The 11,368-nt window shown below is 61.6% G+C and carries 9 protein-coding genes and 2 pseudogenes; 4 read left to right on the forward strand and 7 right to left on the reverse strand.

Annotated elements, in window-relative coordinates; translation table 11 throughout:
• Both B7Y89_RS17385 and B7Y89_RS17390 read left to right on the forward strand, forming a co-directional pair.
• Positions 1–400 (forward strand): DUF411 domain-containing protein (locus B7Y89_RS17385; RefSeq protein ID WP_292940594.1); only part of this gene is annotated, 400 nt, incomplete at its 5' end.
• A gap of 179 nt (positions 401–579) precedes the next feature.
• A complete protein-coding gene (locus B7Y89_RS17390) occupies positions 580–1,305 on the forward strand; it encodes a DUF2231 domain-containing protein (protein ID WP_205499320.1) in 726 nt (241 codons plus the stop codon).
• Positions 1,306–1,484: 179 nt separating this feature from the next.
• Here B7Y89_RS17390 and B7Y89_RS17395 read toward each other — a convergent pair.
• From B7Y89_RS17395 to B7Y89_RS17405, 3 genes and pseudogenes are all read right to left on the reverse strand, one after another.
• Positions 1,485–1,601 (reverse strand): annotated as a pseudogene (locus B7Y89_RS17395) (DUF305 domain-containing protein); the annotation flags it as partial.
• A gap of 33 nt (positions 1,602–1,634) precedes the next feature.
• Entirely contained in the window at positions 1,635–1,874 is a 240-nt protein-coding gene (locus B7Y89_RS17400; protein WP_292940599.1) for an FAD-dependent oxidoreductase, read from the reverse strand.
• A gap of 51 nt (positions 1,875–1,925) precedes the next feature.
• Positions 1,926–4,859 carry a Tn3 family transposase gene (locus B7Y89_RS17405; RefSeq protein ID WP_366416458.1) on the reverse strand — a complete coding sequence of 978 codons (2,934 nt, stop codon included), beginning with the start codon at positions 4,857–4,859 and terminating at the stop codon, positions 1,926–1,928.
• Positions 4,860–5,006: 147 nt separating this feature from the next.
• Here B7Y89_RS17405 and B7Y89_RS17410 point away from each other — a divergent pair, with 147 nt between their 5' ends.
• Positions 5,007–5,597 (forward strand): recombinase family protein, encoded by a 591-nt coding sequence (locus B7Y89_RS17410; RefSeq protein WP_366416454.1) that lies wholly within the window; start codon positions 5,007–5,009, stop codon positions 5,595–5,597.
• A gap of 54 nt (positions 5,598–5,651) precedes the next feature.
• A pseudogene (gene istB / locus B7Y89_RS17415) lies at positions 5,652–6,275 on the forward strand (IS21-like element helper ATPase IstB); the annotation flags it as partial.
• Positions 6,276–6,343: 68 nt separating this feature from the next.
• Here the strand turns inward: istB and B7Y89_RS17420 are convergent.
• The 4 genes from B7Y89_RS17420 to B7Y89_RS17435 all read right to left on the reverse strand — a co-directional run bounded on the left by B7Y89_RS17420 (position 6,344) and on the right by B7Y89_RS17435 (position 11,148).
• Entirely contained in the window at positions 6,344–8,455 is a 2,112-nt protein-coding gene (locus B7Y89_RS17420; RefSeq protein ID WP_292940608.1) for a malate synthase G, read from the reverse strand.
• A 6-nt stretch (positions 8,456–8,461) separates the two neighbouring features.
• Complete coding sequence (locus tag B7Y89_RS17425; protein WP_292940611.1) at positions 8,462–8,890, reverse strand: heme-binding protein; 429 nt, start codon at positions 8,888–8,890, stop codon at positions 8,462–8,464.
• A gap of 196 nt (positions 8,891–9,086) precedes the next feature.
• Positions 9,087–10,382: an MFS transporter gene (locus tag B7Y89_RS17430; RefSeq protein ID WP_366416456.1), complete on the reverse strand. Its 1,296-nt coding sequence runs from the start codon at positions 10,380–10,382 to the stop codon at positions 9,087–9,089.
• A gap of 205 nt (positions 10,383–10,587) precedes the next feature.
• Positions 10,588–11,148 (reverse strand): recombinase family protein, encoded by a 561-nt coding sequence (locus B7Y89_RS17435; protein ID WP_062348316.1) that lies wholly within the window; start codon positions 11,146–11,148, stop codon positions 10,588–10,590.
• Positions 11,149–11,368: the final 220 nt, after the last annotated feature.

Here is an 11,368-nt window from a genome sequence, read left to right on the forward strand (position 1 = left end):
GGTTGCCGCCAGCGCGGCTACCCCGATCGTTATGCACCGCGACCCCGGCTGCGGCTGTTGCGCCAAGTGGGCGGCGCAGGTGCAGCAGCAGCTCGGCCGGCAGGTGCGCGTCGTCGATGATTCTAACCGCCCGGCGCTGCAGAAGCGCGCGGGCGTTCCCGCGGACCTCTCGTCCTGCCACACCGCGATCGCCGATGGCATGGCTTTCGAGGGCCACGTGCCGATCGCCGACATGAAGCGGGCTCTTGCGACCCGGCCCAAGGGCGTGCGGGGCCTGGCGGTCGGCGGTATGCCGCTCGGCTCGCCGGGAATGGAAGTGCCGGGCGTCAAGGCGCAGGCCTATGACGTGGTCGCCTTCGGCACCGGCGGACGCCGCTTGTTCGCCCGCCACGGCAGCTGATCGGCGATTTTTCTGGTTAGGGCCGGCAGGACGCGCCTGCCGCTGCCAGCGTGACTCCTCCATCCAGTTCGCGTCGAAGCAGACGAAAAGTCTCACGGAAAGAGCTAATGGGCGGGTGAGGGGAGAAGGCCGGGCGTGCGTAAACGGGAATGGATGAACACGGATCAAGGGGTCAGGTGATGGGCGGCAAACGAGGCGGGACCTTCGCTATACTTCTTGCGGTTGCAATATCAGTCAGCACGTCGGCATCGGCGCACGAAGATCACAATGCGCTCGGGGCGGGTCCCGGGCCGGTCGCTAACAGCGCAGCCGAGACGCAGAAAGCAGATGGGGCGGACGCTGGCGACGGCCACATGGGCATGGGCTCTATGTCGACTGTGGACATGAACATGGGTGGCCGCGACATCGCCGGCGACGACATGGACATGGGCGGCATGCACGAGGAGACCGCCAACAAGAACAAGAGTTTCGGCGAACGGCTTGTGAGCTGGCTGGGCCGGCTGCACACCATGGTCATTCATTTTCCCATCGCCATGTTCATCGGCGCGTTCGGGTTAGAGCTGTTCGGGTTATGGCGCCGCAACCGGGACTATCAGCATGTCGCACACATAATGCTGGTGGTCGGCGCGCTGGGAGCGATCGCAGCGGCGTTCCTGGGCTGGTTCGCAGGCGGGTTCTACCTGACCGACCGCAACCCTATCCTGATGACGCATCGCTGGCTCGGAACATCGATCGCGGTCTTCGGCGTCGTGCTGGCTTGGATGGCAGCCCGCCACCGCAAGGGTCCCGAGCGGTCGCGGTCGTTGTATTGGGTGGTGCTTGGCCTGATGACGCTCGCGATCTCAATTCAGGGGTTCCTCGGCGGAACCTTCATGCATGGCGGAATAAACCACTTGGCGTTCTGAGGGGCCCGACGCTTAGTAGCCGCTCGCGTGTTGGCGCGGTTCGAAGGAGAATGCGGCAGCGCCGACCTTCGTGCCGTAGGATGCCGCCAGCGATCCCGGCTCCGCTCGGGCGTGTCGAGGAACCCCGACCCTGATAATAGCACACTGTCTCGATGCACTCGCGCGCGAGCCACGGGATCGTGGTACGGGATCATCGAACGGAGAAAGGCCGTGTCGCCGATCGTCGTGTGGATACGAATAAGCGCGAAGCAGCCGAAGAAGATGACAAGCGAGCCGGCGATCAGCGCTTTGTTGGCGGTGTTCGCTCGTCGCACCGCCAATGGCTCCCGCTACGTCGGCGGTACGCTCCGAGCGGAATACAGCCCGGCGAGGGCGGATGACAATCCACTGTCGCGGTCGCGCAACAGGTTATGAATTGCGGTCGCAGCGATCGCCGCTTGTCCGGCTGCGACGCTGATCTGATCGAGCCCTTCCACGACGTCGCCGACTGCGTAGAGACCCTTAACCGAGGTTTGTTGGTGGGCATTGGTTAGCACGCACCCGGATTCGCTGAGCTGTGCTCCGAGCAAAGAGGCCCCTGTGCATTATTCGGACACAGATTCACGGTAGCCGCGTAACGATCAGGAACGATTGGCCAGTTTGAGCGGCATTAGCCCATCGGCGTCGAGTTCGATTCCATCTGACCAGACATAGTCGCCGGTGAGATTGATCCGGTCCCAGCCCAACGGAGAAAGTTGCGAAATCAGAGTGGGATCGAGTTTTGTCCCGCGCTTTTCCAGTTCGGCTAAGGCGCGACCGAGATAGCGGCAGTTGAAAAGAATGATGGCGGCAGTGACAAGATTGAGGGCGGCGGCTCGCATTTGCTGGTTTTCCAGGCCACGATCGCGAAAGCGTCCGAGCCGGTGAAACGCTACCGCGCGCGCTAGGCTGTTGCGTGCTTCGCCCTTGTTGAGTTCACCGGTGACGAGCTGGCGAAGCGCCGGGTCCTGAAACCATCGCAGCGTGAACAGCGTGCGCTCGATGCGTCCGACCTCACGCAGTGCGGCGGCAAGACTATTCTGTTGCCGGTAGGCGGACAGCTTTTTCAGGATGAGCGACGGCGTGACGGTTCTATCGCGCATCGCTCCGATGACGCGCTGAATGTCGGGCCAGTGATTGACGATCAGATCGCGGTTGAGCCGGTGCCCGAATAGCGGCGCGAGGCGTCCATAGCGCTTGGATGTCTCAAAGGCGTATAGGCGACGATCGGACAGGCGCGGAATGCGGGGTTCGAAATCGAGCCCGAGCAAGTGCATGACCGCGAACACGATATCCGAAACGCCGCCGCCATCGACGTGCAGCGCGGACAAGTTGGCGCTGCTTTCGTGACCGAGGATGCCATCGAGTGCGTGGATCGCTTCGCCAGCAGTGCCGGCGATCACCGTTTGATGCAGCGGGGCATATCGGTCTGTAATTGTGGTGTAGATTTTGACGATCGGATCACGGCCGTAATGCGCGTTTACCAGTCCGCCCGCCTCGCCGGCCCCGCCAAGATAATAGGCTTGGCCATCGGCGGAGGCGCGCCAGCCCTCACCGAACCACGCCGCCATCGGTTCGGCGTGTATGGCGTCGGTCAAACAGCCAAGGGCGGCGCGGAACGTCTCTTCGCGCATGTGCCAGGTTTGCATACGCAGGAGCGCGCGACGCGACGCGACGCCGCAGACTTCAGCCATACGGGAGAGGCCAAGGTTCGTCGCTTCGGCGATTAGCGCGGCGAGGAAGGCGCGCTCGTCGCCGGGGGGAAGCCCGGTCGAGACATGCCCGAATTGGGCGGTGAAGCCGGTCCAGCGTTCGACCTGCGACAAGACATCTGTGATGCGGGTCGTCGGCACAAGTCCGTAGCAGTTCATAGCCAGCCGCCTGCCGTCGTCACGCTCGGCAAGATCGGTCTTCGGTTCTTTCGGAAAGCGCAGTCGGTCGCCAGTGAACAGCGCAGGATCCCCGCCGGGCAGACCTCGCGAAACACCGAGCAGCGCGGCGTCGAGTTCGACCGCTCGCGCGTCGAGCCACGCGTGGGGATCGGAAATCTGGCCGATCTGCGACGGGGCGGCATCCGCACTCGGAGCGAGCAGCGTATCGAGCGACCGGTGCAGCCGGGAGGTGGGCACCCAGATGTCGCCCGCCGCCAGCGCGCCGGCCAACGCGGAATAGGTCGCCAGTTCCCAATAGGTGCGATCTATCTTGCTGTCCGTTACGACGTATTGCTGCCAGCGCCGCTCGATATGACCGAGCGGCACGCCGTCGGGAAGCGGTGTTCGCCAATCACCATCTAATTCAACCAGGATCTTAATCGCCGCACGCAGCGGCACGGTACTTTTGCGACCCTCGAATACAAATGCCCTCAAGAAGCGCGGCCCTGCCCGCTTGAAAGTCCGATATTCCGGGGCAATCTCGCTGATTGCGTTGTCTCTCCCCGGCCTCGTCGTTCGGCGAATGAGCGCGGCATCTGCATCGATCGTGTCGAGCGGGGCCACCGCTGCGACCGCTGCGGCGATATCGCCGCCGGCGCGTGCGGCCTGACTGACCGCCTCAAGCACCGCAGCAACGCGGATCAGCCGATCACGACCTTGGTCGGCCGAAGCCACGATCGCTTGTTCGAGCCGTTTGCGGGCGCGTAAATGCGCCCGTCCTATCAAAGAGCCGAACATGCCGATCGCCGCGTCGGTCAGCGTGGGCTCGAACTCGCGCAGCGTCGCGACGAGGATGACACGTCGCCGCGCAGGCCCCATCTGCTGGAAAGCCTGCGCAGTGTAGCGTATGCCTTCGCGCGCAAATTGCTCCATTCGGGGATCGTATCGTCTGTCGATGACGACAGCGTTCGCGCCGGTGGCCCGAACGAGCACGACTTTGTCGAGAAGACCGATGAGCGAAGCGGACGCGACACGTGGCACGGGTTCGCGCAGCCAGGAAAACCGGCTTTGCCGATCATGTGTCTTTTCAGCGATGAGCGCGTCGAGGCGGCTGCGTATATCGCTATCGAGACGATCGTCGATATCGGCGATTATCCGACTTTCGGCGGCGTGCATCGCCTCAGCGGCCATGCGCTCGACGACGCTGATACCGGGTATAACGATCTTGCGGTTGCGCAACTCGTCGAGGAGCCTGCCTAACAGAACTCGTCCGTCGATCAGGCCGACAGCTTCCAGTTCCAACCACGCGCGAAGCGTTGTGCGCGTTGGGCTGGCAAGTTCGATGTAACCGAATCGCGCCTTGATCGTCAGAAGCTGATCGTACCGTGTGGGCGCTCGTCGAGCAAAATCGGCGATCACCTCGGCATCGACCCCAATCTGCTCGGCGATATGATCGAGCATGACGGCAGGGAGCAGTTCTCCGCGCCGAAGGTGGCGACCGGGATAGCGCAGGCAGCAAAGCTGTAGTGCATAGCCGAGCCGAGTCTCGGGTGTGCGGGCACTGTTAATGGCAGCAAGGTCATTCGGGTCCATGCTGTGATAGCGGACGACAATTGCCTCGTCGTCAGGCAACGCCAATAGCGCGTCGCGCTGAGGGCCGGTCATCGAAATCCGTGCGGGCATCGGTCATTCCTTCAAAAACCACTTGCCTTTCGGTACAGCTTTGCAAGAGGATTGTGAAAGGCGGAAGGTCGCGCATCAGCGTTGCAGTCGATTGGCCACCACAAACGGTCGTTTGCGAAAGGACCTTGCTTGATCCCCGCGCCCTATTTGATTGGCTATGCCCGCGTGTCGAAGGGCGACGAGCAGTCGAATGCAGCGCAAGCTCGCGCGCTCAACGCCGCGGGATGCAAGCGGCTGTTCGAAGAAGCGGCCAGCGGGGGGCGATGGGACCGGCCCAAACTTCTAGAAATGATCAGTCAGCTCCGCGATGGCGATGTCGTCGTCGTCTGGAAGCTCGACCGCCTGTCGCGCAGCCTGAAGGACTTGCTGCACCTGATGGAGAAAATCGAGGCGGCGGGGGCGGGCTTCCGATCGCTGACCGAGGCAATCGATACAACCACGCCCGCTGGGCGCATGATGATGCAAATGGTCGGCAGTTTCGCCGAGTTCGAGCGTGCCATGATCCGCGAGCGCACCAGCGCGGGACTGGCGCAGGCGCGGCTTGAAGGGCGGATCGGAGGTCGTCGGCGCAAGCTCGGCGACAAGAAGCGCCGCGAAATTGCTGAGTCCGTCATCTCGGGTCGCAAATCCGGCGCCGAGATGGCCCGACTTTACGATGTGAGCGAGCCGACCGTTTCAAGGATTGTTGCCGAATATCGCCAACGGACTGTGGAGGTTTGAAGATTGGCGGCTTGCCCCTACCGTGAATCTGTGTCCGAATAATGCACAGGGGCCTCCATGGCAAGCAAGATCGCCCAGTTCCCCTTCGTGCGTGAACTCGAAGGCTTCGAGTTCGACGCGCAGCCTTCGCTGGATCCAGGGCAAATCCGGGAACTGGCGACGTGCCGCTGGATCGCGCACGGTGACACAACGCTGTTCCTGGGGCCGCCCGGGACCGGGAAAACGCACTTGGCGGTGGCGCTGGGGCGTGAGGCGATCCGGCAGAACTACTCGGTCCAGTTCGTCACTGCAGCAACGCTCGTGGCCCTTCTGGCCAAAGCCCACATGGACGGGAATCTCGATAAACAACTCACGTTGCTGAGCCGGCCGAAACTGCTGATCATTGATGAACTCGGCTACTTGCCGTTCGAAGCCGACGCGGCTCACCTGTTCTTCCAGCTGGTATCGCGCCGTTACGAGAAGGGATCGATCCTGATTACCTCAAACCGTTCGGTCGGGGAATGGGGCAGCGTGTTTGGCGATCCGGTCGTCGCAACCGCGATCCTGGATCGCCTGCTCCACCACTCCACCGTGATCACCATCCGCGGGGACAGCTACCGACTTCGCGAAAAGCGCAGATCCGGCCTTCTGCAGAAGGCCGGATCTGCACTCGACAACACCGCAACCGCACCGCAATGACAGGGGGTCAGTTCTTCAGTTCGCCCAAGGGGTCAAATCCTCGGTTCGCTTGACACACGCGCACCATTTCAGAGGTCCGCCTCCGATTTCTTTGACCTGCGGAAGCGGTGAAGTAGCGGCTCTGTATAGCCATTTGGCTGGGTCACCCCTTCGAAAACCAGTGCTCGGGCTGCCTGATATGCAATGCTGACCGATTCGTTGGCCGCCATAGGTTGATAGCGCGGATCAGCGGCGTTCTGTGCGTCGACCCTTGTGGCCATTCGGTGGAACGCGGCATCGACCTCCGCCGTCGTGGTGACACCGTGGAGCAGCCAATTTGTGATATGCTGGGAGCTGATGCGCAGCGTCGCGCGATCCTCCATCAATGCGACATCGTGGATATCAGGCACCTTAGAGCAGCCTATACCCTGATCGATCCAACGTACGACATAGCCCAGGATGCCCTGCGCATTGTTGTCGAGCTCCTCGCGCACCTCCGCGGGCGTCCAGTTTCGCCCGGCCGCGATCGGTACCGTCAGCAACCGCGTGATCGGGGTGATCGGCTCGGCGGCACGCTCTGCCTGCCGCGCCGCGACGTCGACGCGGTGGTAGTGTGTTGCGTGGAGCGTCGCGGCCGTGGGCGAGGGCACCCAGGCAGTGGAGGCGCCCGCGCGTGGATGGCCGACCTTCTGCTCCAGCATGTCCGCCATCATGTCCGGCGCGGCCCACATGCCTTTGCCGATCTGCGCGCGCCCGCGCAGGCCCGCGGCGAGGCCAATCTGGACGTTGCGGTCCTCATAGGCGGCGATCCAGTCGCTCGTCTTCATCTCCGCCTTGCGAACCATCGGGCCGGCGTGCATCGCGGTGTGTATCTCGTCGCCGGTACGATCGAGGAAGCCGGTGTTGATGAACATTACGCGGGCAGACACCGCGGCGATACAGGCGGCTAGATTGGCCGACGTACGTCGCTCCTCATCCATCACGCCGACTTTGATCGTGTGGCGCGCGAGCCCAAGCATGTCCTCCACCGCATCGAACAGCCGGTTCGTAAAGGCGCATTCCTCTGGCCCATGCATCTTGGGCTTGACGATGTAGATGCTGCCGGCGCGACTGTTGCGGTGGGTGCCGAGCCCTTTTAAGTCGTGCAGCGCGACCAGGCTGGTGACGATCGCATCGAGAATTCCTTCCGGTGCTTCGCGGCCATCTGGCAGGTGGACGGTGGGGGTCGTCATCAGATGCCCAACGTTTCGGACGAACAAGATACTGCGGCCGGGCAAGGTAAAGCTGGTGCCGTCTGGCGCAGTGTACGCGCGGTCGTCGGCGAGACGGCGGGTAAGGCTGCCGCCGTTCTTTTCGAACGTTTCGACAAGATCGCCGCGCATCAGCCCGAGCCAGTTGGCGTAGGCGGCAACCTTGTCCGCAGCATCAACCGCGGCGACCGAATCCTCGAGATCGCAAATGGTGGTGAGCGCGGATTCAAGAATGACGTCGGCAATGCCGGCTGGGTCGCTACGGCCGATCGGGTGAGCGGAGTCGATCACCAACTCTATGTGTAGTCCATGGTGGCGTAGCAGCAGGTTCGCGCCTGCGCGACCGACAAGTTGCGAAGGGTTGGCGAGCGCTGGTTCGCCGCCGGTCCAATTGGCCCAGTTTCCGCACGCGAGCGGGACAACCTCATCAAGGAACGCCTTGGCCCAGGCGATCACCTGCGCACCACGCGCGGCATCATAGGTCTTGCCGGATGGCGCGCCAGGGATCGCATCGGAGCCATAAAGCGCGTCGTACAGACTCCCCCAACGCGCGTTGGCGGCGTTGAGCAGGAAGCGTGCGTTTAGTATAGGTACGACGAGCTGGGGCCCCGCAAGGCGTGCGATCTCGTCATCGACATTTTCCGTGGAGATTGTGAATGGCGCCGGCTCGGGAACGAGATAACCGATATCCTGCAGGAATGCCTTTGTCTCAGCAGGCGCAGGGGCAGTTGCGTTGGATTGATACCAGGCATCAATTCTCGCCTGCATGGTGTCGCGGTTCGCAAGCAGCGCTGCATTTTCAGGCGCGAAGCGGGCGAAGATATCCGCCACACCGGCCCAGAAGCCGGCCTTGTCGAGGTTCGTGCCGGGCAGTACGTGTTGCTCTAGGAAAGTCGCCAGCGCTTCGGCGACCGAGAGGCCGGCCCTGTCGGTCATCGCCATCGTCGTCATGGCTGTTTACTCCCTCGCCTCAAGCCCCGTCGCGGCGATGCCTGCCAGCGCGCATGCTTCATCATTGTCGCTGGTATCGCCGGTAATTCCGACGGCCCCGATGGGCAGGCCGTTCGCACCGAGTACGATCAATCCACCCGCCGCTGGAATAATGCCATTCGCGCTAATCGGTCCGAGCGAGGCTACGAACCCGGGACGTTCCGCCGCAATGTCGGCGATCTTGCGGCTGGATATTCCGAGCGCTAGCGCTCCGCCGGCCTTGCCGCAGGCGATCTGCGGCCGGAGTGTTGACGCCATGTCCTGCCGTTGAAAGGCGATGAGATGCCCTCCGGCGTCGAGTACCGCTACGCTCAACGGATTGAGGCCGAGGTCGCGCCCCTTGTTGAAGGCGGCGCCGATGATCATGTTTGCCTGTTCAAGCGTGATGGTGCTCATGCGGCGTTCCTTTTCGGGTGAGTGTGAGAGTGGGAAGTGGCGGTCGCGCCGTCCGGCTGTCGGATGCCATGGGCATCCTCGCGAAAATGCGGCCTTGCCCGGCTGAGGTGAAGTGGAGGCAGGTGGCGTCACCGCCGCCGTGCTCTGCCGCCTGGGCTTGCCATTCGGTCTGGCACTTGCGTTCAGGCATGGCCCGTCAATCGGCCAGTCCCTGCATAGGCTGTGCGTGACGCTGTGTCCTGGTGGGTAAGGTAACGACGAACGCGAAGGACAGGGCGATCGCGCCAATAAAGAGCGAGAAGGCATAGTCGAAGCTGCCGTTGCCGACGTCGACGAGAAATCCGATGGCGATTGGTGCCACGAAGGCTGCAACCTGGCCGGCCATGTTGATGAATCCGCCAGACACGCCCATCAACTCCTTCGGCACGGAGTTCATCGGCAGGCCCCAAAAAGCGGAAATGAAGAAACACAGCGAGAAACCCGCGAGCGTCTGAACGATGATCAAGGCGGTCGTCGATTCCGTCTTCATCATCAGCAAGAGCAGAACGGCGGAGACAAGCTGGGCCGCGACGAGCGGTATGCGGCGGCTCTCGCTGAATATCCTGTCCGATAGCAATCCACCAACGACGGAGCCGAGCGCCCCGGCGAAAAAGGGAAGGGACGCGGCCAAACCCATCTGAACCATCGAGAAGCCGCGCACCTTCACCAGATAGGTCGGCAGCCAGGTTGCAAACCCCCAATAGGCGATATCGAAAGCGAACAGGATAGCGAAATACCGCATGATGTTGGGTTGGCGGAAGCAGTCGGCGAAGCTCGGTTCCTTCGCGCTGGTGTCCGACCATTTGCTGTCGTCCGCCTCGATCTCCGCCACTTCGGCTGGCGAAATGGTAGTGCTCTGAGACGGGTAGTTCCTTACGAACTTCCAGAACAGAAACGCGATAACGAGGCCAGGCAGACAGAGGATGTAAAAAACGCCGCGCCAGCCCAGCACCGACATGATCGCGACGACCACCAGCGGGCTAAGCGCGGCGCCGAATGGATTAGACGCCAGCATGATCGCATTGGCGGTTGTGCGTTCTCTCTTTGGAAACCAGTTTGAGATCGTTTTATAGGCACAAGGCGGGAAAACGCCTTCGCCCAGTCCGAACACGAAACGCGCGGTCGCCATTTGCACGAGGTTATTCGCTGCGCCGGTCACCGCCGTAAACACCGACCACCACAGCATAGCAACTGTGGTAACCTTCCGCACGCCGAACCGGTCGGCCAGCATCCCCCCCGGGATATGCGCCAGCGAATAGCTGGCGAAAAAGGCGCTTAGAAGCAGGCCGGTCTGCAGCGAGGTGAGCTCAAAGTCATTGGCGATATACGGCATCGCAACCGACAGTGCCATGCGGTCAAGATACGAAACGATCCAAGTCGCGAACAAAATGGAAAGTATGGTGTGACGAGCTTTCCAGTTTAAGATCATGACCTTTGATGCTCCAATTGGCATTGCACGCCTCGGGTGTGTCAATTCAAGTTCGTGAACATGAAACTCGTTTTGTTATCGCCTTGCACGGTGGCATCGATGCTTTCACTCAGCACCGCCAGCTGTCCCAGCGTCACGGGCTTGATCGGCGGCCGGATGTGGTAATAGGCGTCGCCTCAAGGTTTGTGCGTCAGACAACGATTTCATGGACAAAGGCGGGAAAGGCTTTTCATGTCGCTGATCGAAGGTACTGATAGAGGGTTTCCCGGCTGATCCCAAGATCGCGAGCGATGGTAGCCTTCTGCTCGCCAGCTGCAACCCGTTGCTTCAACTCGGCCACCCTGTCATCGGAAAGCGACTTCTTCCTTCCGCGATAGGCGCCGCGCTGTTTGGCGACAGCAATCCCTTCGCGCTGTCGTTCGCGGATCAAGGCCCGCTCGAATTCGGCAAATGCCCCCATCACCGACAGCATCAAATTGGCCATCGGCGAATCTTCACCCGTGAACGCCAGGCTTTCCTTGACGAATTCGATCCGGATGCCCCGCTTGGTGAGGGACTGGACCAGCTTGCGCAGGTCGTCGAGGTTGCGCGCGAGGCGGTCCATGCTATGCACGACCACCGTGTCCCCCTCGCGGATGAACGATAGCATGGCTTCAAGCTGTGGCCTGTCGACGTCCTTGCCCGATGCCTTGTCGGTGAAAATCTTGTCGAGTGCGACACCATCCAGTTGGCGATCGACATTCTGATCGAATGCACTGACCCGGACGTATCCGATCTTTTGCCCATTCATCGTCCGCTCCTGGCCAATATGTCAGGTTGGACTCTATAAACTTGGTACGCATATGTCAAGAAATGTGATTCGGCGTTCTTATCTGACACAATTACCGCAAGCATCCTGACGTCTAGGTAGACTATACTCCAAGCTGACATCACGAAATCAAATCCCTCAAAGATGGCGTCAATTGCCTTGATGGGGTAAAAACTGGAGTGCTTCCAGGATGGGACATTCG

Origin of the sequence: Novosphingobium sp. 32-60-15, from assembly GCF_002280675.1 — a bacterium.
GTDB lineage: Bacteria > Pseudomonadota > Alphaproteobacteria > Sphingomonadales > Sphingomonadaceae > Novosphingobium.

What these genes read in the sequence shown, in the direction of transcription:
- B7Y89_RS17390 (WP_205499320.1), top strand. Translation starts at nt 580, where the DNA reads ATGGGCGGCAAACGAGGCGGGACCTTCGCTATACTTCTTGCGGTTGCA.
- B7Y89_RS17405 (WP_366416458.1), bottom strand. Translation starts at nt 4,859, where the DNA reads ATGACCGGCCCTCAGCGCGACGCGCTATTGGCGTTGCCTGACGACGAG.
- B7Y89_RS17420 (WP_292940608.1), bottom strand. Translation starts at nt 8,455, where the DNA reads ATGACGACGATGGCGATGACCGACAGGGCCGGCCTCTCGGTCGCCGAA.
- B7Y89_RS17425 (WP_292940611.1), bottom strand. Translation starts at nt 8,890, where the DNA reads ATGAGCACCATCACGCTTGAACAGGCAAACATGATCATCGGCGCCGCC.
- B7Y89_RS17430 (WP_366416456.1), bottom strand. Translation starts at nt 10,382, where the DNA reads ATGCCAATTGGAGCATCAAAGGTCATGATCTTAAACTGGAAAGCTCGT.
- B7Y89_RS17435 (WP_062348316.1), bottom strand. Translation starts at nt 11,148, where the DNA reads ATGAATGGGCAAAAGATCGGATACGTCCGGGTCAGTGCATTCGATCAG.